At 36.1% G+C, this 20552-nt stretch carries 20 protein-coding genes and 1 tRNA gene; 16 read left to right on the top strand and 5 right to left on the bottom strand.

What is annotated here, in order from left to right; translation table 11 throughout:
* The first annotated feature begins 8 nt into the window (after window positions 1–8).
* The 4 genes from H628_RS0100800 to H628_RS0100785 all read left to right on the top strand — a co-directional run bounded on the left by H628_RS0100800 (window position 9) and on the right by H628_RS0100785 (window position 4422).
* Window positions 9–1046, top strand: coding sequence for a gluconeogenesis factor YvcK family protein (locus tag H628_RS0100800; RefSeq protein WP_027824733.1), 1038 nt, complete (start codon window positions 9–11; stop codon window positions 1044–1046).
* Complete coding sequence (gene whiA / locus H628_RS0100795) at window positions 1039–1977, top strand: DNA-binding protein WhiA (protein WP_027824732.1); 939 nt, start codon at window positions 1039–1041, stop codon at window positions 1975–1977. Before H628_RS0100800 ends, whiA begins: the two co-directional genes overlap by 8 nt.
* Window positions 1978–2089: 112 nt before the next feature.
* Window positions 2090–3082 (top strand): D-2-hydroxyacid dehydrogenase, encoded by a 993-nt coding sequence (locus H628_RS0100790; RefSeq protein ID WP_027824731.1) that lies wholly within the window; start codon window positions 2090–2092, stop codon window positions 3080–3082.
* Between the two features lie 146 nt (window positions 3083–3228).
* Window positions 3229–4422 (top strand): MFS transporter, encoded by a 1194-nt coding sequence (locus H628_RS0100785; RefSeq protein WP_027824730.1) that lies wholly within the window; start codon window positions 3229–3231, stop codon window positions 4420–4422.
* Between the two features lie 52 nt (window positions 4423–4474).
* Here H628_RS0100785 and clpP read toward each other — a convergent pair whose 3' ends face one another.
* Together clpP and H628_RS0100775 are read right to left on the bottom strand one after the other, a co-directional pair.
* Window positions 4475–5056 (bottom strand): ATP-dependent Clp endopeptidase proteolytic subunit ClpP, encoded by a 582-nt coding sequence (clpP, locus tag H628_RS0100780; protein WP_027824729.1) that lies wholly within the window; start codon window positions 5054–5056, stop codon window positions 4475–4477.
* 94 nt (window positions 5057–5150) lie between these two features.
* Window positions 5151–5621, bottom strand: a complete 471-nt coding sequence (locus H628_RS0100775; RefSeq protein ID WP_027824728.1) for a Fur family transcriptional regulator — start codon at window positions 5619–5621, stop codon at window positions 5151–5153.
* Between the two features lie 140 nt (window positions 5622–5761).
* Between H628_RS0100775 and H628_RS0100770 the strand changes: the two genes are divergently transcribed.
* Window positions 5762–7372 carry an APC family permease gene (locus tag H628_RS0100770; protein ID WP_027824727.1) on the top strand — a complete coding sequence of 537 codons (1611 nt, stop codon included), beginning with the start codon at window positions 5762–5764 and terminating at the stop codon, window positions 7370–7372.
* Between the two features lie 41 nt (window positions 7373–7413).
* Here the strand turns inward: H628_RS0100770 and H628_RS0100765 are convergent.
* A tRNA-Arg gene (locus H628_RS0100765) sits at window positions 7414–7485 on the bottom strand.
* Window positions 7486–7735: 250 nt separating this feature from the next.
* On the opposite strand from H628_RS0100765, the gene H628_RS0100760 reads away from it, so the two are divergent.
* The 8 genes from H628_RS0100760 to smpB all read left to right on the top strand — a co-directional run bounded on the left by H628_RS0100760 (window position 7736) and on the right by smpB (window position 16505).
* Entirely contained in the window at window positions 7736–8767 is a 1032-nt protein-coding gene (locus tag H628_RS0100760) for a sugar-binding transcriptional regulator (RefSeq protein ID WP_027824726.1), read from the top strand.
* Between the two features lie 57 nt (window positions 8768–8824).
* Window positions 8825–9841: a type I glyceraldehyde-3-phosphate dehydrogenase gene (gene gap / locus H628_RS0100755; protein ID WP_027824725.1), complete on the top strand. Its 1017-nt coding sequence runs from the start codon at window positions 8825–8827 to the stop codon at window positions 9839–9841.
* Between the two features lie 107 nt (window positions 9842–9948).
* Window positions 9949–11160, top strand: a complete 1212-nt coding sequence (locus tag H628_RS0100750; RefSeq protein ID WP_027824724.1) for a phosphoglycerate kinase — start codon at window positions 9949–9951, stop codon at window positions 11158–11160.
* 18 nt (window positions 11161–11178) lie between these two features.
* Entirely contained in the window at window positions 11179–11934 is a 756-nt protein-coding gene (gene tpiA, locus H628_RS0100745; protein WP_027824723.1) for a triose-phosphate isomerase, read from the top strand.
* Window positions 11935–11993: 59 nt separating this feature from the next.
* A complete protein-coding gene (gene eno / locus H628_RS0100740; protein ID WP_006584976.1) occupies window positions 11994–13292 on the top strand; it encodes a phosphopyruvate hydratase in 1299 nt (432 codons plus the stop codon).
* Window positions 13293–13430: 138 nt separating this feature from the next.
* Window positions 13431–13664, top strand: coding sequence for a preprotein translocase subunit SecG (gene secG / locus H628_RS0100735; RefSeq protein ID WP_027824722.1), 234 nt, complete (start codon window positions 13431–13433; stop codon window positions 13662–13664).
* Between the two features lie 56 nt (window positions 13665–13720).
* Window positions 13721–16033, top strand: a complete 2313-nt coding sequence (rnr, locus tag H628_RS0100730) for a ribonuclease R (RefSeq protein WP_027824721.1) — start codon at window positions 13721–13723, stop codon at window positions 16031–16033.
* Between the two features lie 16 nt (window positions 16034–16049).
* On the top strand, window positions 16050–16505 hold the full coding sequence (gene smpB, locus H628_RS0100725; RefSeq protein ID WP_027824720.1) for an SsrA-binding protein SmpB: 456 nt from the start codon (window positions 16050–16052) through the stop codon (window positions 16503–16505).
* On the opposite strand, the gene H628_RS0100720 is transcribed toward smpB, so the two are convergent.
* The gene (locus H628_RS0100720) at window positions 16502–17017 is read right to left on the bottom strand and encodes an LURP-one-related/scramblase family protein (protein ID WP_027824719.1); all 516 of its coding nucleotides are present in this window, start codon (window positions 17015–17017) and stop codon (window positions 16502–16504) included. The two genes, smpB and H628_RS0100720, sit on opposite strands and share 4 nt — an antisense overlap.
* A 91-nt stretch (window positions 17018–17108) precedes the next feature.
* Between H628_RS0100720 and H628_RS0100715 the strand changes: the two genes are divergently transcribed.
* The 3 genes from H628_RS0100715 to tsaE are packed head-to-tail and all read left to right on the top strand — an operon-like array spanning window position 17109 to window position 19264.
* Window positions 17109–17798, top strand: coding sequence for a uracil-DNA glycosylase (locus tag H628_RS0100715; RefSeq protein ID WP_027824718.1), 690 nt, complete (start codon window positions 17109–17111; stop codon window positions 17796–17798).
* A 12-nt stretch (window positions 17799–17810) separates the two neighbouring features.
* Window positions 17811–18788, top strand: coding sequence for a phosphate acetyltransferase (gene pta, locus H628_RS0100710; protein WP_027824717.1), 978 nt, complete (start codon window positions 17811–17813; stop codon window positions 18786–18788).
* Window positions 18788–19264 (top strand): tRNA (adenosine(37)-N6)-threonylcarbamoyltransferase complex ATPase subunit type 1 TsaE, encoded by a 477-nt coding sequence (gene tsaE, locus H628_RS0100705; protein ID WP_081662427.1) that lies wholly within the window; start codon window positions 18788–18790, stop codon window positions 19262–19264. The genes pta and tsaE overlap by 1 nt, the downstream gene beginning before the upstream one ends.
* 42 nt (window positions 19265–19306) lie before the next feature.
* Here the strand turns inward: tsaE and H628_RS0100700 are convergent, their stop codons facing one another.
* The gene (locus tag H628_RS0100700) at window positions 19307–20524 is read right to left on the bottom strand and encodes an MFS transporter (protein ID WP_027824715.1); all 1218 of its coding nucleotides are present in this window, start codon (window positions 20522–20524) and stop codon (window positions 19307–19309) included.
* Between the last annotated feature and the right edge of the window lie 28 nt (window positions 20525–20552).

The following is a 20552-nucleotide window of genomic DNA, read 5'->3' as shown; positions in this document are numbered from 1 at the left end:
TGAATGATTTGGCTTATGCTGAAAGTCGAATTGTTCGAGTAATTAAAGGACGCCGACCTAAAGTTGTAGTTATTGGTGGTGGTACTGGACTACCAGTTATTTTGAATGCCTTAAAAGAAAAGAATGCTGAAATCACTGCCATTGTTACTGTAGCAGATGATGGTGGTTCATCTGGCGCTATTCGTAATTTTATTAATGTTGTGCCACCTGGCGATATTAGAAATGTTTTGGTGGCATTATCTGATTTGCCACAAGAAGAAAAGGATATTTTCCAATATCGATTTGATAGTTCTGACTCATTCTTTGCAGGACATGCCATTGGTAATCTAATCATTGCAGCATTGAATGAAATGCATGGGAATATTTTTGATGCAGTTCAATCTTTGTCAAAAATGATGAAAGTGGATGGTCATATTTTTCCAGCATCTAATGAACCACTTACCTTAAATGCTGAATTTGTTGATGGTACCCAAGAATCTGGTGAAACTGAAATCACTAGTAAAGATAAACGTATCAAGAGAGTTTGGGTTACTGATACTAATGATGATAAAGAGCCAGAAGCAGTTTTACCGGTTTTAGCTGCGATTATGCAAGCTGATGCGGTAGTATTAGGGCCAGGTAGTTTGTTTACCTCAATCTTACCTAACTTAATGATTAGTAACTTAGGTGAAGCTATTAGACAAACTAGCGCTGAAGTTATTTATATTTGTAATATTATGACTCAAAAAGGTGAAACTGATCATTTCTCAGATGCTGATCATGTTCGTATTTTGAATGCTCATTTAGGTGGAAATTATATCGATACTGCTTTAGTTAATGGGGCAAAAATCGATATGAGTAAGTTTAATCCGGCTGATTATGATGAATACCTTGAACCAGTTTCAAGTGATTTTGCGGGTCTACGCGAACAGAATTGCCGCGTTATTACGGATGATTTCATTGATCAAAGACATGGTTTAGTTTTCCACGATGGTGAAAAGGTAGCTAAGGAAATCATTGATTTAGCCTTTGAAGCTCACTGTAGACGGGGTGAAACTAATGGTTAGTTATGCAAGTGAAGTTAAAAAAGAGTTAACTAATATCGAAGTTCATCCAGAGCATGCCAAAGCAGAACTTTCAGCATTTTTACGAATGAATGGTATTTTAAACTTGCATGACCACCAATTAAGTTTGGACATTACAACCGAAAATCCAGCGATTGCTCGCCGGATTTTTTCGTTAATTAAGACAGCTTATGGGATTGAACCACTTTTGATTGTTTCTCGAAAAATGAAGCTAAAAAAGAATAATCAGTATTTGGTTAGACTTAATCAACAAGTTAATGAGATTTTAGCTGACTTGGAGATTGTAGACCCTGAAAAAGGCTTTGTCATTGGTGTCCCTAAAAAGGTCATGAGGGAAGAGCAAAGAGCAATGTCTTATCTTCGAGGTGCTTTTTTAGCTAGTGGTAGTGTTAATAATCCTGAAACTAGTCGCTATCACCTAGAAATTTATTCTACTTATGAGGCCCACAATGATGATGTTTCATATTTGATGAATCATTACTTTAATTTAAATAGTAAAAAGACCAAAAGAAGAAGTGGGTACATTACCTATCTTAAAGAAGCTGAAAAGATTGGCGACTTTTTGCACATTGTAGGTGCTTTTAATGCAATGCTAGCTTTTGAAGATTTAAGAATTATGCGAGATATGCGTAATTCGGTAAATCGTTTGGTTAATTGTGATACTGCCAACTTAAAAAAGACTGCTAATGCTGCAGCTAGACAAGTAGAAGATATCCAGTTGATTGAAGAAAAAATTGGCCTCGATGAAATTCCCGAAAAGTTAGCGACCTTGGCTAGATTTAGGTTACAAAATACTGAGTTATCACTTAAAGAAGTTGCAAATCAAGTTCCTGATGGCCCAATTTCAAAATCTGGAGTAAATCACAGATTCCAGAAAATTAGAGAAATTGCAGATAAGTTGCGAGAAGAATAAAAAGGTGTATGAAAGTACACCTTTTTTGCATTATTACTAGTATTTTTAAGGGAAGAAAACTATGATTTACTTGTAGGATTCAAAGATTATATTTTGAAAGCAGGTAATTATAGTGAAAATTGCAGTTTTTAGTCCAAGTGAAAGTGAAAGAAAATTAATTGCAGCTACGGAAAAGAAATTCGGTTGTGAATTAAAATTGATTGATGAGCCACTTTCTGCAGAAAATGTTGATCAAGTTGCAGATTGTGATGGGGTTTTGCTTAAACCACTTGGCAATTTAGATGATGAAATTGTTTATAAGAAATTAGCTGATTATGGTATCAAATCAATTGGCCTTCGAATTGTGGGAACTAATACAATTGATTTTGATTTAGCGAAAAAGTACCATTTAGCTGTTACTAACGTACCAGTTTATTCACCACGGGCAATTGCTGAAATGGCAGTTACTCAAGCAATGTATTTAAACCGCAAGATTGGCGAATTTATGGCTAATATGGACAAGGGTGATTTTACCAATCCTGATAGTTTAATTAGCAATGAAATTTATAATAAGACTATTGGACTTATTGGAGTTGGACATATCGGTAGTGCAGTTGCACAAATTTTTAGTGCCATGGGAGCTAAAGTATTAGCTTACGATGTAATTTATAATCCCGAAGTTGAACCATATTTAACTTATACTGATTTTGATACTGTTTTGAAAGAAGCAGATATTATTTCACTTCATACGCCATTACTTAAGAGTACTGAGAATATGCTTGGTAAAAAACAATTTGCGGAAATGAAGAATGATGTAATTTTAATTAATGCGGCGAGAGGTGAATTAGTTGATACAGCTGCTTTAATTGAAGCACTTGAAAAGCACGAAATTGCTGCGGCTGGACTTGATACACTAGCTCATGAGTCAAGTTACTTCTTTAAGAAAGTTGATGATGCTCAAATTCCGGCTGACTATAAGAAATTAGCAGCTATGCCAAATGTGATTGTGACACCACACTCAGCATACTTTACTAAAACTTCAGTTAGAAATATGATTGAGATTAGCTTGAGAGATACGATTGCACTTGCTAAGGGAGAAAGAGCTCATTTTGTGGTATGTCGTTAAGAATAAAAATTTTAATTATTAATTAGGAAGGTCAAACTTTATGTTTGGCCTTTTTATTTAGCTTAAAAATGGATTATTAATTTTAACTTGTGCTTATTTTTTTGTTAGATATAATACAGTAAAAAATTATTTTTAGAGGAGTTTTAATGAAAAAATATCGCAATATCTATTATTTAGTAAATTTACTTTATAGCTTAGGTGTCGCAGTTTGGTCGGGGACTATTTACTTATTTATGCACCATATTGGTTATAGCTATGGAGAAATTAACTTTTTTCTATCAATATTTTGGGTTGTAACTTTTATAGCTGAAATTCCATCTGGTTTTATTGCAGATCATTTAGGCTATTTAAAGACAGCAAGTATTAGTAATTTAGTTAGGGCTGCTGGCTTAGCGGTTCTTGCATTAAGTCCTAAAAATTTTCTTCTCTTGGCATTAAGCGCATTCTTGACAGCACTAGGCGATTCTTTAATGTCTGGTACACTACCATCATGGATTGCGAATAAAGCAGCTTTAAATAATGAAAAAGGCCAGCTTGGAGAGATTTATTCAACTTATAGTTTAATTGCGAGTCCGTTTAATATGATTGTTGGTTTTATAGGAGCACATTTTTTAGCTAATATTGATTTACGGTTACCTCTTTTGACAGGGGCTACTTTTTTAGCGGTGACTTTTTTTATTTTAGTTGCATTATTTAAATATGATTCTCAAGCTGGTACACAGAAGTTGAGTTTTAAAGAACTCAATGTTGTTAGTGAGGTAAAAGAAGTTATTACGAATGAATACCAAACTTTTAAGTTTATACTTTTGTGTCTACCAATTTGGTTCATTAGTTCTGGCCCCATTGATCAATGGCAGTTATACTTTCAACATGGCAAAAGAGTAGATTCTGGTTCTATTTTGGTTGCAATTGGGATTGTAGGGTATATTGGTAGTTACATTTATCGCTATTTGTATAAGAAAAAAATTAATCAACTCTTTTTACTCATTTTTTCAGTGATTTTTTTAACTATTTCAATTGAATTGGTAGTTATGTTGAAAGGGAGTTACTACCTGGCCTTGGGAATCTTTATGATTCATAACTTATTTGGAACTTTTCAACAAATGATTCAAGGAACCTTGCTCCAAGAATCAATAAAAACAGAAAAAAGTAGGGCGACAATTGTATCAGTATGTAATACACTTGATGCTGGGGTGTCAGTGCTGATTTTAAGCCTCAATGGCTATCTTTCTGATTATTATGGTATTGGACTAGCTTGGCAAAGTTTAGCGATTGTGGGATTAGTCTTATTCTTTGGAATGTTAATTTATTATAAACGAGGACGAGTTAAACAAGCGTAAAAAAAGACAGTTCGCAATGCGAGCTGTCTTTTTGATTATTAAAAATTTATTACTACCTCATGTTTGTCATGATTTCGTCAATCAAGCCGTAGTCCTTAGCTTCTTGAGCAGTTAAGTAGTTATCACGTTCAGTATCTTTCAAAATCTTTTCAATTGGTTGCCCAGTTGTTTCGTGTAAGATTTCGTTTAATTTCTTTCTGCTCTTTAAAATTTCTTCAGCAGCAATTTGGATATCAGTTTGTTGACCTTGAGCTCCACCAAGTGGTTGGTGAATGAGCACAGTAGAGTTAGGTAAGGCAAAACGCTTACCCTTGGTACCACTAGTCAAAAGAATAGATGCCATTGAAGCAGCCATACCAATTGCAATAGTTGATACGTCAGACTTGATAAAGTTCATAGTATCCATAATTGCTAAACCAGAAGTGATTACACCACCAGGTGAGTTGATGTATAAAGAAATATCCTTAGTGTTATCTTGAGCATCTAAGAAAAGCAATTGGGCGATAATTGAGTTAGCCATTTGGTCGTTAATTTCGCCACTAAGCATAATGATGCGGTCTTTTAATAAACGTGAGTAAATATCATATGCACGTTCACCGCGTGCAGTTTGTTCAATAACTGTAGGTACTAACATTAGTTAACCTCCTAATTAGTAAAATTAGCACTCATTTGAATACAGTGCTAATTAAAGCACCTTTATTAAATTAAGTCAATAAAGGTGCCTAAGTTCATTTATTTTCTAGCTTTTGACAATCAGGACAAAGCCCATAGATTTTGATATGTGAACTGCGGGTAATGTAGCCAGTTTGCTTTTCTGTTTCTTGACGCATTTTGGTTTCAATTTTATCAAAATCTGTATATTCAACATCGGCAATCCTGCCACAATTGGTGCAAATAACGTGAAAATGTGGTTTGGCAAAAAAGTCGTAATGCGTTGACCCATCGTTACCATTATTGATTTCAATTACAAAACCTAAATCAACAAAAGTGTTAAGTGTGTTGTAGATTGTCGCAATTCCAGTCTTTTCGTCAGATAAAGAAATATCATTAAAAATCATTTCAGCAGTAGGATGATTATGGTGAGTCATCAGGTAGATCAAAATTTTTAGCCGTTGTGGAGTTCGTTTTAATCCATGAGCTCTAATTATTTTTGCTGCTTTTTCAGTAATCTTTTCTTCTGACAACTTTTCCACCTCCATCTCTTTTTCTAAAAATAGTTTAGCATAAAATTATCTCATTGGTGGAAAAGTAGCTTATAAGGTAAAACTAGTATCCTTTTTATGCATTACTGCTTTTATTTAAGTGAAAAATATTGTATGCTACAGAGATGTGAAAAATAATGAGGAGAATTTTTATGAAGAAAAACCAAATTAGCTTGTTTTCTGGCGTAATGCTAGCTTTAAGCTCTTTGATTGGTTCAGGTTGGTTATTTGGGGCAGGGAGTGCTGCTCAAATTGCTGGTCCTAGTTCAATCATTTCTTGGATTATTGGTGCTGTGATTATGGTGCTGATTGCATTTAATTATGTTGAATTAGGTACAATGTTTCCTGAAAGTGGTGGAATGAGCCGGTTTGCTGAATATAGTCATGGGCAACTTTTAGGCTTTATTAGTGCTTGGGCTAATTGGGTTTCTTTAATTACTTTAATTCCAATTGAAGCAGTTGCTTGTGTGCAATACATGAGTAGTTGGCCTTGGAGTTGGGCTAACTGGACTAGAGGCTTTTTTCATAATGGCACAATAACAAATGAAGGTTTATGGGCCGTTTATTTATTTATGTTTATTTTTAGTTTGATTAATTTTGGCTCTGTTAAGTTACTTACACGTTTTACAAGTTTTATTGCGATTTTTAAGTTAGTAATCCCTTCATTAACAATTATTTTCTTGATTTTAGCTGGCTTTCATTCAAGTAATTTTGGAAATAATCTTACTTCTTTTATGCCTAATGGAACCAGAGGAGTTTTCCAAGCTGTAACGATTTCAGGTATTATCTTGTCTTATGATGCTTTTCAAACTGTAATTAATCTTGCAGGTGAAATTGAAAATCCTCATAAAAATATTTTCCGTGGAGTTTGGATTTCCTTATCAATCACTGCAATTATTTATGTTCTATTAGAAATTGCATTCATTGGTGCGGTTGAACCAAGTATGTTAGCCAAGACAGGCTGGCATGGAATAAACTTCTCATCACCATTTGCAGATATTGCAATCTTATTAGGCTTAACATGGTTATCTATTTTGCTTTACCTTGATGCCTTTGTTTCACCTTTTGGGACAGGGGTTACTTTTGTAGCTACTAGTGCTAGGACCTTGATGGCGATGACTAAGTCAGGTAATGTTCCTGCCTTCTTAGGTAAAGTAAATAAGAAATATAAGACGCCTCGTTATGCTATGATTTGGGACCTTGTATTAGCCATGGCTTTAGTCTTTTTCTTCAGAAATTGGAGTGAACTAGCAACTGTAGTTTCAGTTTCAACTTTTGTAGCATATGCAACAGGACCAGTGGCAGCGGTAAGTTTGCGAAAGATGCGTCCAAATTTCAAACGGCCATTTAAGTCTAGTCATCTAAAATGGGTAGCACCTTTGTCATTTGTATTAACTGGATTAGTAATATATTGGGCAATGTGGCCAACAACGATTGAGGTTATTTTTGTTGTTTTACTAGGTTTACCAATTTACTTTTACTACCAATTCAAGAAAGAAAATGTGAATTTTGCTAAACAATTTAAGGCCAGTCTTTGGTTACTTGCTTTCTTGGTATTTATTTCCATAATTTCTTACCTGGGTAGTAGTACTTTTGGCGGAAATAATACTTTTAAATATCCGTGGGATTTTATTATTGTAATACTCGCTTCAGTAGGATTTTATGTTTGGGGAATTAAATCCAGCTATGAAAATAGAGACTTAGAAGATGCCGCCAAAGTAAATGAGAGTGTTGAAATTGAGGATTAAAAAAGACGATGAACGAATTGTTCATCGTCTTTTATTTATGATGGGCCCCCCGGGAGTCGAACCCGGATTTTAAGAACCGGAATCTTACGTGCGATCCATTACACTAAGGGCCCAAATTTCAACAACAATTAGTATAACAAAAAAAGTTCGAAAATAGAAATAAAAGTTTTGTAAGCGGAAATATTTATTTTTGGTAAAAGACTTGAAATTGATATGGGTGATTGTTATACTAAAATCGTCGAAAGGGAAATGGTAGATTTTAAATTTAATAAAAATCGCGTTTCTCTTATATTTTTAAGCATATTGGGTCACAAAATGACAACACCTTGGTCAGAAAAAGTCCCAAGGAAAAGGAGGCAGGTTATGGACACGGATTTTACCTTGCTACAAAACCTGGTTCCGGACGTCTTAAAAATTTTTCGACAGCGTTATCAAGTTCTTGAACAAATTTCTTTAAGATATCCTGTTGGGCGAAGAGCAGTTGCACAACAACTCGGTATGAGTGAGCGAACAGTTAGAACCGAGACAGAATATTTGAAGAAATTAGGTTTAATAGAAATTAAGCCTTTTGGAATGTACCTCACAGAAAAAGGTGAGGAAACGCTGAAAGATGCAACAATTTTGATAAATCGGTTATTTAACTCAAGCCAAGCAGAAATAAAGCTGGCGAAAAAGTTGAAGATTGCCCGAGCAGTTATCGTTCCCGGGGATGCCGATTTACAGGAACGCGTATCAATCTTAATGGGAGAGAAGCTGAATTCAGCTCTCGATTTATTATTACCATTAGGCAGTAGCATTATCACGGTTTTAGGTGGAGCAACCTTGGCAAAGGCCTCTAAGCTTTTGTCAAGCTCTCTCAGTAAAAATCGCGATTTAGAGTTTGTTCCAGGACGTGGTGCTTTAGGTGAAAGTGTAGAGACACAAAGTAGTACTATTGTTCAGGAAATGGCTAAAGCTACAGGAGGTAAATACAAGACCTTGTATTTACCTGAAAATGTATCAAAAGATGCATATCGCTCATTGATACGTGATGAAGCAATTAGTGATGTTTTACAAGATATATCACAATGCGATGTTGCAATTCACGGAATCGGGCTGGCTGAAGAAATGGCCAAGCGCCGTGGATATGATTCAGTTGCCTTGTCAAAGATAAGAGCGACTGGTGCCGTCTCCGAATGTTTTGGGTGTTTTTTCGATGAGAATGGTAAGATTGTTGAGCGGATCCCACGAATTGGCCTGCAATTTGAGGATCTTAGCAAAATACCTCATATATTTGCTTTTGCAGCGGGCAAACATAAAGCTACTGCAATTCGTTCATATATGTATAATGCACCGAGTCAAACATGGCTGATTACAGACGAAGGTGCCTCAGATCAGATTTTAAAGGAGCAATAAAGCTCTCTTTAAAATAAAAATAATGTTATTACTAGTTCCTAAGGAGGACTTTTGGACATGACAGTTAAAATTGGTATTAACGGTTTCGGTCGTATTGGTCGTTTAGCTTTCCGTCGTATTATGGATTTAGGCGAAAAGTCATCAGATATTGAAGTTGTTGCAATTAACGACTTAACAACTCCAGCTCTTTTGGCTCACCTTCTTAAATATGACTCAACTCATGGTACTTTCAACCACGAAGTTTCAGCTACTGACAACGCTATCGTAGTTGACGGTAAGGAATACCGTGTTTACGCTGAACCACAAGCACAAAACCTTCCATGGGTTAAGAACGATGGTGTTGACTTCGTTCTTGAATGTACTGGTTTCTACACTAGCAAGGCTAAGTCACAAGCTCACCTTGACGCTGGTGCAAAGAGAGTTTTAATTTCTGCACCTGCAGGTAACGATCTTAAGACTATCGTTTACAGCGTAAACGATGATACTTTAACTGCTGATGACAAGATTGTTTCAGCTGGTTCATGTACTACTAACTCATTGGCACCAATGGCTTCAGCATTGAACAAGGAATTTGGTATCCAAGTTGGTACTATGACTACTATCCACGCATTCACTTCAACTCAAATGGTATTAGATGGCCCAGTTCGTGGCGGTAACTTCCGTGCTGCACGTACTGCTTCAGCTAACATCATTCCTCACTCAACTGGTGCTGCAAAGGCTATCGGTCTTGTAATTCCTGAATTAAACGGTAAGTTACAAGGTCACGCACAACGTGTTCCAGTTGTTGACGGTTCAGAAACTGAATTAGTATCTATCTTAGACAAGAAAGTAACTGCTGACGAAGTAAACGCAGCTATGAAGAAATACGAAAGTGCTTCATTCGCATACAACGATGACCAAATCGTTTCAAGCGACATTCTTGGTATGACTGCTGGTTCAATCTTTGACCCAACTCAAACTGAAGTAACTACTGCTGGCGACAAGCAATTAGTTAAGACTGTTGCTTGGTACGACAACGAATACTCATTCACTTGCCAAATGGTTCGTACTTTATTGAAGTTTGCAACTCTTTAATCATTAACTAAAATATAGTATTTGATTATTTTTGTTGTGTGAGAAGGCGGAGGGGATTGCTCCCCTTCGTCTTTTTTCGATTTAAAAACCATTGGAGGTAAATTTTAATGGCTAAATTAATTATTTCTGACCTTGATGTTAAGGGTAAGAAAGTTTTAGTTCGTGTTGACTTTAATGTCCCAATTAAAGATGGCGTTATTGGTGACGACAACAGAATTGTTGCTGCATTACCAACTATTAAGTACATCATCGACAACGGTGGTAAGGCAATCTTACTTAGCCACTTAGGTCGTATTAAGTCAGACGCTGACAAGAAAGAATTGTCACTTGCACCAGTTGCAAAGCGTTTAGGCGAATTACTTGAAAAAGATGTTGAATTTGTTCCTTCAAACGAAGGTAAAGAAGTAGAAGACGCAATTGCTAAGATGAACGATGGCGATGTTTTAGTAATGGAAAACACTAGATTCCAAGACATCGACAACGACTTTGGCAAGCGTGAATCAAAGAACGATCCAAAGCTTGGCGAATACTGGGCAAGCTTAGGTGACCTTTACGTAAATGATGCATTTGGTACTGCTCACAGAAGCCACGCATCAAACGTAGGTATTGCAACTGCTATGAAGGCAGAAGGCAAGAAGGTTGCAGCTGGTTTCTTAATGGAAAAGGAAATCAAGTTCTTGGGTAACGCAATTGCTAACCCAGTTCACCCATTTGTCACTATTCTTGGTGGTGCTAAGGTTTCAGATAAGATTAGCGTTATTACTAACTTAATTCCTAAATCAGACCACATCTTAATCGGTGGTGGTATGGCCTACACATTCTTAGCTGCACAAGGCCACAAGATTGGTAAGTCTTTATTTGAAGAAGATAAGGTTGAACTTGCTAAGGAATTATTAGAAAAGGCAGATGGCAAGATTGTGTTGCCAGTTGACAACATTGCTGCTACTGAATTTTCTAACGATGCAAGTCGTGAAGTTGTTGGTGATGATATTCCTGACAACGAAATGGGACTTGACATCGGTCCTAAGACTGTTGAATTATTCAGAAAGACTTTACAAGGTGCAAAAACTGTCGTTTGGAACGGACCTATGGGTTGTTTCGAAATGCCAAACTTTGCAGAAGGTACTTTAGAAGTTGGTCGTGCAATGGCCGATTTACCTGATGCAACTACTATTATTGGTGGTGGTGACTCAACTGCTGCTGCTAAGCAATTAGGTATTGCACCTAAGATTACCCACATTTCTACTGGTGGTGGTGCCTCACTTGAATATCTTGAAGGCAAGACTTTACCAGGTATTGCATGTATTTCAGATAAGTAAAAAGAAAGGGTATTTTTAATGCGTACACCAATTATTGCTGGTAACTGGAAGTTACATATGAATCCTGCACAAACTGCAGAATTTGTTAAAAATGTTAAAGACAAGCTTCCTGACTCAAACAAAGTTGAATCAGTTATTGCTGCACCTGCAGTTGACCTTGACGCACTTATCAAGGCTAGCGAAGGTTCAAACTTGTCAGTAGCTGCTGAAAACTGCTACTTTGAAGATGAAGGTGCCTTCACTGGTGAAACTTCACCTAAGGTTTTGAAGGAAATGGGTGTAAAGTACTGCATCATTGGTCACAGTGAACGTAGAGACTACTTCCACGAAACTGACGAAGACATTAACAAGAAAGCTAAGGCAATCTTTAGAAACGGTTTATTACCAATTATCTGCTGTGGTGAATCTCTTGAAACCCGTGAAGCAGGTAAGGAAGAAGAATTTGTAGTATCACAAATCAAGAAGGCTCTTGATGGTTTAACTAGTGAACAAGTTTCATCACTTGTTATTGCCTACGAACCAATCTGGGCAATCGGTACTGGTAAGACCGCTACAAGCGATCAAGCTGAAGAAATGTGTAAGACTATTCGTGAAAGCATCGCTAAGCTTTACAACGAAGAAACTGCTGAAAACGTAAGAATTCAATACGGTGGTTCTGTAAAGCCTGCAAACGTTAAGGAATTAATGGCTAAGCCAAACATTGATGGTGGTTTAGTTGGTGGTGCTTCACTTGAAGTTGAATCATTCTTAAGTTTAGTTAATTACCAAGGCTAAAATTTGGTATAATAAATAAGTAAAGTAATTTTTACAAAAATACATAAAGGAGATTTCCAATGTCTGTAATTACTGATATTCACGCACGCGAAGTCCTTGACTCACGTGGTAACCCTACTGTTGAAGTTGAAGTTTACACTGAATTAGGTGGCTTCGGCCGTGCTATTGTTCCATCAGGTGCTTCAACTGGTGAACACGAAGCTGTTGAATTACGTGATGGCGACAAGTCACGTTTCAACGGTACTGGTGTTTTAACTGCTGTTAAGAACGTTAACACTGAAATTGCTAAGGCAGTTATCGGTTTAGATGTTACTGACCAACGTTTAATCGACCAAACTATGATTGACCTTGATGGCACTCCAAACAAGGGTCGTCTTGGTGCTAACGCTATCTTAGGTGTATCTTTGGGTGCTGCTCGTGCAGCTGCTGACGAATTAGGTATGCCACTTTACGAATACCTTGGTGGTCCTAACGCTCACGTATTACCAACTCCTATGATGAACGTTATCAACGGTGGTAAGCACGCTGACAACAACGTTGATATCCAAGAATTCATGATTATGCCTGTAGGTGCTAAGTCAATGCACGAAGCCGTAAGAATGGGTGCAGAAACTTTCCACGCATTAAAGGCTTTACTTAAGGAACGTGGAGACTCAACTGCTGTTGGTGACGAAGGTGGTTTCGCACCTAACCTTGCTAACAACGAAGAACCATTTGAAGTTTTAGTTGAAGCTATCCAACGTGCAGGCTACAAGCCAGGTGATGACATTGCTATCGCTATGGACTGTGCTGCATCAGAATTCTACAACAAGGAAACCCACAAGTACGTAACTGTTGCTGATGGTCGTGAATACACTGCTGAAGAATGGACTTCATTACTTGAAAGCTTAGTTGAAAAGTACCCAATCATCTCAATCGAAGACCCATTGGACGAAAACGAATGGGACGACTGGAAGGGCTTCACTGACCGTTTGAGCAAGAAGGTTCAAATCGTTGGTGACGACTTATTCGTAACTAACACTAGCTACCTTAAGAAGGGTATCCAAATGGGCGTAGCTAACGCTATCTTAATCAAGGTTAACCAAATCGGTACCTTGACTGAAACTTTCGAAGCTATTGAAATGGCTAAGGAAGCTGGCTACACTGCTATCGTTTCACACCGTTCAGGTGAAACTGAAGATACTACTATTGCTGACTTGGTTGTTGCAACTAACGCAGGTCAAATCAAGACTGGTTCTATGTCAAGAACTGACCGTATCGCTAAGTACAACCAATTAATGAGAATTGAAGAAGAACTTGATTCAGCTGCTGAATTTAAGGGTATTCACTCATTCTACAACTTACACAAGCAATTCTAATTAGAATTTTGAATGAAAAAGAGCTTTGCCGTTGGCAGAGCTCTTTTTTTGCCCAAAAATCTCGCATTCAATTTATATTTATGCTAAAATAATAAAAGTAATTATTTTAGAAATTTTTGATTTTATGGAGGCAGCGCATTGTATAACTTAACTATGACGCTACTCATCATCGTATCTATTTTGATTATTATTGCGACGATGATGCAACCGCAAAAACAACAAGATGCCCTTAACGCTTTGTCAGGTGGGGCTGTATTTAGTGGTCAAACTAAGAAGCGTGGTTTTGAAGCATTTATGGAGAAAGTTACTGCAGTTTTACTTGCGATTTTCTTTATTTTAGCTCTTATACTAGCATATTTATCAACTAAGTAATTTTTAGCCTTCCGATCATTGTATTGGGAGGTTTTTTAGTGAATTGAGGTAGGTTAATGGCACAAAATGAACATGTATTGGCAGGAGTCTTAGAAATTTTCCGACACAATCCGCAAAAGAAATTTAAAGTTGCGGGGCTTGAAAGAATTGCAAAAAAAGATCGCATTGCTAATTTTACTGAATTGATTAAAGCCTTAACTTTTTTAGAACAAGAAAAAAAGATTGTTACAAATGGCAATGGAGAATATCAATTAGCAACCTTGGATACTGAAGTCGAAGGTCAATTTAGAGCCAATGAAAAAGGATTCGGTTTTGTTAGACTTGATGATGAAAATGCAGAAGATGTATTTATTGGTATTGATAATACAGCTTATGCATTAGATGGAGACCGGGTATTAGTCAAAATAATTGCAGATGGTAATCCATGGAATGGTAAAGGTCCAGAAGGAAAAGTTAAACAAATTCTTGAACGTGGCGTAGAGAGTCTTGTTGGTGAATTTCATCCTTTGAGTGATGTTCAAGTTAAAATGAGTGGCTTTTCTGGTTATGTAATTTCTTCTAATAAGCGCTTTAAAAATTACCGTGTCTATGCTAGCAAAGCTGGAATTACACCACAAATGGGTGATATGGTAAAAATTTCCATCAAGGATTACCCGAATGAAGACGCACCAGAAATGATGACTGGTGCAATTATCGAGACCATTGGTAATAAGAATGATCCTGGTGTTGATATCATGTCTATTGTTGCAAGTCATGATATTCGTGTTGAATGGCCTGAAGAAGCTATGAAGCAAGCAAATGAGATTCCAGATCATATCGAAGAAAGTGAAATTGGCAATCGTGTAGATATAAGAGATCAACCTGCAGTCACAATTGATGGTGATGACTCAAAAGACTTCGATGATGCAGTTGTTGTTTGGAAATTACCTAATGGTAATTTCCACTTAGGGGTTCATATTGCGGATGTTGCGCACTATGTTAAAGAAAATTCACCACTTGATAAGGAAGCCTTTGAACGTGGTAACTCAACTTACTTAGTTGATCGCGTAATTCCAATGCTTCCATTTAGACTTTCAAACGGAATTTGTTCCTTAAATGAAGGCGTTGATCGTCTCGTTTTATCATGTGATATGGAAGTTACCCCAGAAGGTAAAAGAGTAAATTACTCAATTCATCCTTCAGTGATGCGCTCACATGGACGACTTACATATAACAAGGTTAATGAAGCTTTGGCCAAGTCTGCTGATGAATTAGAAGAAAAATACGCTAAATTGCAACCAATGTTGAAAGATATGGCTAAATTGCACGAAGCCCTATACAATCAACGTCATAATCGTGGAGCAATTGACTTTGAAGAACCTGAAGCAAAAATTATTGTTGATGAAAAAGGGAAGCCGGTAGATATCGTCCTACATGAACGCGGAACTGCTGAAAAGATGATTGAATCATTCATGTTATTGGCAAATGAAACAGTCGCCGAAGCTTTCTTTAAAAAGCATGTGCCATTCCTTTACCGGGTGCATGAAACTCCTGATGCTGAAAGAATGCAGAGTTTCTTTGAATTTACTTCAGCACTTGGCTTGAACATTAAAGCAGACCCTAATGATATTAAGCCACTTGACCTACAAAAGGTAGTGACTAAGACTTTAGGAACACCTGAAGAAGCCGTTGTTCAAATGGTGATGCTTCGTTCACTTAAACAAGCTCATTATTCTGATCAACCACTTGGCCACTTCGGGATTGCAGCTGAATTTTACACTCACTTTACGTCACCAATCAGAAGATATTCTGATTTGATGGTGCACCGAATGATCCATGAATATACTGATTCAAACTTGGCTGAGGAAGTTCAAGATCATTTCAAGCCACTTTTACCAGAAGTTGCTGAACAAACTTCTACCCAAGAAAGACGTTCAATTGATACGGAACGTGAAGTAAATGATTTGAAGATGACTGAATTTATGGCTGACCGTGTTGGAGATCATTTTGATGCAGTTGTTTCAAGCGTAACAAGTTTTGGAATGTTTATTCAATTGCCAAATACTGTTGAAGGTTTAATTCATATTTCTAACTTAACCGATGATTTCTATAACTTTGATGAAAAGACCTTAACTTTAACTGGTAGAGGTACTCATCGAACATTCAAGATAGGTATGCCAATTAAGGTAACCTTAATTAATGCAAATGTTGAACAACATCAGCTTGATTTTGAAATCTATGATCCAAATGCACCGAAGAAGGCGCATAATGATCGTGGAATGAGAAGAAATTCAAGAGGCCAAGGCCAAAGACGGCGTCATAATAATTTCAATCGTAATAAAGGCGGCAACGGTCGCAACAATAGACGTGGTCGCACTCAACGTCACTAAAGAATAGAGGGATTTGATGAAACAGCAAACTGATAATGTTTTGGCACAAAATCGCAAGGCGAGTCATGATTATTTCATCAAAGAAACTATTGAAGCTGGGATTGCGTTAACAGGAACAGAAATTAAGTCCGTTAGAGCCAGAAGAATCCAGTTAAAAGATGGCTATGTCCAAATCTTTGGTACAAAATGTTTTCTTGAAAATGTCCATATTAGTGAATATAAACAAGGAAATATTTATAATCACGACCCTTTGCGGCGTAGACAATTGTTACTTCATAAGAAAGAAATTAAACGTCTAGCTGAAGTTCAAGCTCAACAAGGAATGACTATTATTCCACTCAAAGTTTACTTAAAGCATGGTTTTGCCAAAGTCTTATTAGGTGTCGGACAAGGTAAGAAGCAGTACGACAAACGTGAGACCATAAAAAAACGCGATCAAGAACGAGAACTTCGTCGCAAGTATCGCATTTAATAATCGGTTGTCAATTGACCCTTATTTAGTTGTAAATCTGGTAATTTAATCATGGTTGTATTCCATTGAGAAAAAAGACCAGTTATTAATAAAACGTATGGTATATCGTTGATATTAATAATATCACAAACAATTGCTTGCCCTTTTTTTGTAATCATTGTTTGGCATTCAGCAATTTCTTTAAAAGCGCTCCTAAAATGATAGGAGCCTTTTTTTGTACTGCCAGTGATTAGATAGTTATTTGGCCGCAACAACATAGGAAATTCCAAATGACTAAGTTGGTGGACTTGTCCTAGATTACCATCAACTAAATCAATAACATATTTGTTAATAAGGTTGCGCTGATCAAGGTACAGACGCCCTAATTCATGGTTATGGTAATCTTTTAAAAATAAGGTATGATTGATATTATGTAATTTTCCTTGAAGGAAAAAGTAGGTCTTACCATTTTCATCTACAATTGGAATTTGACCATAATTTTTACCTTCTTCAATTAAAAGTATTAGTTTCATCTTTTTGAACCTGCTTTTTAATCAATTATTTACAGACTCCGCTTTTAATTTCATGATACCATATATAAGGAAGAGAGAGTTGATTTTACTTATGAAAAACTTTATTGGAAATGATTGGGATGAAATTTTAAAACCTGCTTTTGAGAGTAGTCAATATCAGCATCTCCATGATTTTTTAAAGCAAGAATATGCTACTAAGACAATCTATCCTGATATGTATCATATTTTTACTGCATTTAAGTTAACAAGTTTTAAAGATACTAAGGTAGTTATTTTAGGACAAGATCCATATCATAATCCGGGCCAAGCAACTGGGATGAGCTTTTCAGTTAATCCTGGGATTGCATTGCCACCATCATTAAAGAATATTTATCAAGAATTACATGATGATGTGGGATGTATTCCTGTTAAGCATGGTTATTTAAAGAAATGGGCCGATCAAGGAGTATTAATGCTCAATGCGGTCTTAACAGTGCCATATGGCCATGCTAATGGGCATCAAGGAAAAGGCTGGGAAGAAGTCACTGATCAGGCGATTAAAGCCCTTAGCGACCGAGGCGAAGTAGTCTTTATTTTATGGGGAAAGTTTGCTCAAAATAAAATCCCATTAATAGATGAGAGTAAAAATGTCATAATTAAGTCAGCCCATCCAAGTCCTTTTTCTGCTCGATATGGCTTTTTTGGTTCAAGACCTTTTTCAAGAACGAATCAAGCCTTGCAAAAGTGGGGAAAGAACCCAATTGATTGGCAGTTACCAGCAGAAGTTAAAGTAGAAAAATAAAGGAGCTTACGTATGAGTATTTTTGATGAATTAAAAGCAAAAATTGTTGGACATAAGAAAGTAATTGTTCTTCCTGAAGGCGAAGATGAAAGAGTCTTATCTGCAGCAGTTAAGTTAAATAGCGAAGGAATTATTAAACCACTTGTATTAGGTGATGAAGCTCAAATAAAAGAAACAGCTAAGGATCACAAGCTTGATTTAACAGGATTGAAAATTATTAATCCCCAAAATGACATTAGAAGAGATGATTTTGCTAAGCAATACTTTGAACTGCGTAAGGGAAAAGAAAGTGAAGAACAAGCAAAAAAGCAAATTTTAGACCCAAATTATTTTGCAAATATGCTTGTGTATAATGGCTTGGCAGATGGTTGTGTATCTGGAGCAGCTCATTCAACTGCAGATACTGTACGACCAGCACTAAAAATTATTAAAACTCAAGCTGGTATGAAACGAGTAAGTGGTCAATTTATCATGGAAAAAGACCAACAAAGATATATTTTTAGTGATTGTGCTATGAATATTGACCCAGATGTAGATACCTTAGTAGAGATTGCATATCAAGCGGCCCAAACAGCTAAAATGGTTGGATTAGAACCCAAACTTGCATTTCTAAGTTTTTCAACGATGGGATCAGCTAAGGGAGAAATGGTAAGTAAAGTGCAAGCAGCAACTGTTAGTTTTAAGGAAAAGTATCCTGAAATTAGTGCAGATGGAGAAATGCAATTTGATGCAGCTTTTGTACCAAGTGTTGGAGCTAAGAAAGCACCAGATTCAAATGTTGCTGGTCATGCTAATGTCTTTATTTTCCCAGAATTACAATCTGGAAATATCGGCTATAAGATTGCACAAAGATTAGGTGATTTTACAGCGATTGGGCCAATTTTGGCAGGCTTAGCAAAACCTGTTAATGACCTATCACGGGGATGTAGTAGTCAAGATGTCTATGAAGCAGCAATTTTAACAGCAGCACAAAGTTTGGATGTAGAATAATGAAATTAGAAATTAATTCAGCTCAAGAAATGCAAAAATTAGGAGCTAGTCTTGGACAAGTGGCAAAGCCAGGTAGTTTACTTTTGTTAAATGGTGATTTGGGTGCCGGTAAAACCACAATGACACAAGGTTTAGCTCGCAGTTTGGGAATTAGACGTCCAGCTAAAAGTCCGACTTTTACGATTGTAAGAGAGTATCGTGAGGGACGTTTACCACTTTTTCATATGGATATGTATCGTCTTGAAAATGACGATTTGGCAAGTATTGATTTAAATGGCTATTTAAATGAGCAAGGAATTGTAGTAATTGAATGGCCGGAAATTATTATGAATGACTTGCCAGACGATTATTTGCAGTTAACTTTAAAGCGTGTTGATGATTCTTGGGATTCAACTAAGCGAGTAGTTGAGGTTAACGCACAAGGAAAGCAAGCTAAAGATTGGCTTGAAGATACATTAGCTAAGTTTGAAGAATAAGAAAAAGACGTAATTGAACACAGCGTTCAGTTACGTCTTTTTTTAGTTGATTTTTGATTTAAGAATTGTATTTAAGATAATGGTAATAATTGAAATAAGAGTTAGTAAACTACCTAAAACAAAGTAATTATTAGGATTTTGCAAATTAAAAGCAAATTTGAAGCAAAAGGTACCAATTGGCATAAATAAAATGGCAACAGAAAAAATAGTTCCAAATACGCGACCAATATAATTCATATCTGTTCTTACTTGCACAAAGGTCATAAATTGAATATTAAAAATTGAAAGAAAGAAGTTAAAAAGGCTTATACAAATTGCAACTAAAATAATTGAATGTGATAAATGATAGATTCTTTCACTAGGCATTAAAGCTAAGCCATCTAAGAAAATCAAAAATAGTAGTTTATTGGTTGTAGGTGTCTTTTTTATCAAGGTTGAAGCAGTTGCTCCTAGCAGTCCACCAATGGATTCAGCTGTTAATAATACCGCATATGCTTTTAAATGAGAATCTGAAAAAGCATATGTTGAAAAAGGAAGAATTAAATTATATCCAGCAATAACGAAGTTTACTATGCTTGAAAAAGTAATAATAATTAATATTTCACGATTATGAAAAATATAGTTTAAACCCTCACGAATTTGACTGAAAGTCTTTTTTGAACTTTTTTTCTTAACTGGAGCAGATAAAATAGTTAATTTACGAATTAAGAGACCTGAGATAATAAAAGAAATTCCATCAAAAATTAGTGCAAAACGATTACCGAAAAAGTGGGCAATGATTAATGCACCAGTTGGACCAGTAATTTGGATAACTTGTTTAGCAATTTCTAGGATTGAATTAACTTGATTAAGATGTTCCTTTTGAACAATTTCACGAAAAACAGCCTTATATGCAGGACTTCGATAAGAGGAAATAATTGCTAATATGATGTTAATAATAATGATTGCATAAATGAAAAAAACATGAGGGATAAAAATTGCTAGTAAAATGCAAACAACCCCACTTATTAAATCACAATGCCAGATGATTTTTTTCCGGTTACCTGTATCAGATAATACACCACCTAAGAAATTAAAAATTACACTAATAAATACTTCACTACTCTGATATAAAGAAAGCCATAGTCCGCCATTAGCAACACTTGATAAGAAGACAGAGTTGACGTAGTCAAATAATATATCACCAAATTTAGAAATTACATTACTAGAAGTAACTTTAACAGTATTAATTTTTTCGGTATGAGATAGTTTTGTTGTCATTTTAGCCCTCCTTTATGAAATAAAGATT

The organism is Lactobacillus psittaci DSM 15354, assembly GCF_000425905.1.
GTDB lineage: Bacteria > Bacillota > Bacilli > Lactobacillales > Lactobacillaceae > Lactobacillus > Lactobacillus psittaci.
The sequence above is the reverse complement of the archived record's forward strand: the minus strand, read 5'-3'. Positions and strand labels throughout refer to the sequence as shown.

Coding starts and splice junctions, on each gene's coding strand:
- whiA (WP_027824732.1), top strand. CDS start 1,039: ATGGTTAGTTATGCAAGTGAAGTTAAAAAAGAGTTAACTAATATCGAA.
- H628_RS0100785 (WP_027824730.1), top strand. CDS start 3,229: ATGAAAAAATATCGCAATATCTATTATTTAGTAAATTTACTTTATAGC.
- clpP (WP_027824729.1), bottom strand. CDS start 5,056: ATGTTAGTACCTACAGTTATTGAACAAACTGCACGCGGTGAACGTGCA.
- H628_RS0100775 (WP_027824728.1), bottom strand. CDS start 5,621: ATGGAGGTGGAAAAGTTGTCAGAAGAAAAGATTACTGAAAAAGCAGCA.
- H628_RS0100770 (WP_027824727.1), top strand. CDS start 5,762: ATGAGGAGAATTTTTATGAAGAAAAACCAAATTAGCTTGTTTTCTGGC.
- H628_RS0100760 (WP_027824726.1), top strand. CDS start 7,736: ATGGACACGGATTTTACCTTGCTACAAAACCTGGTTCCGGACGTCTTA.
- gap (WP_027824725.1), top strand. CDS start 8,825: ATGACAGTTAAAATTGGTATTAACGGTTTCGGTCGTATTGGTCGTTTA.
- H628_RS0100750 (WP_027824724.1), top strand. CDS start 9,949: ATGGCTAAATTAATTATTTCTGACCTTGATGTTAAGGGTAAGAAAGTT.
- tpiA (WP_027824723.1), top strand. CDS start 11,179: ATGCGTACACCAATTATTGCTGGTAACTGGAAGTTACATATGAATCCT.
- eno (WP_006584976.1), top strand. CDS start 11,994: ATGTCTGTAATTACTGATATTCACGCACGCGAAGTCCTTGACTCACGT.
- rnr (WP_027824721.1), top strand. CDS start 13,721: ATGGCACAAAATGAACATGTATTGGCAGGAGTCTTAGAAATTTTCCGA.
- smpB (WP_027824720.1), top strand. CDS start 16,050: ATGAAACAGCAAACTGATAATGTTTTGGCACAAAATCGCAAGGCGAGT.
- H628_RS0100720 (WP_027824719.1), bottom strand. CDS start 17,017: ATGAAACTAATACTTTTAATTGAAGAAGGTAAAAATTATGGTCAAATT.
- H628_RS0100715 (WP_027824718.1), top strand. CDS start 17,109: ATGAAAAACTTTATTGGAAATGATTGGGATGAAATTTTAAAACCTGCT.
- pta (WP_027824717.1), top strand. CDS start 17,811: ATGAGTATTTTTGATGAATTAAAAGCAAAAATTGTTGGACATAAGAAA.
- tsaE (WP_081662427.1), top strand. CDS start 18,788: ATGAAATTAGAAATTAATTCAGCTCAAGAAATGCAAAAATTAGGAGCT.
- H628_RS0100700 (WP_027824715.1), bottom strand. CDS start 20,524: ATGACAACAAAACTATCTCATACCGAAAAAATTAATACTGTTAAAGTT.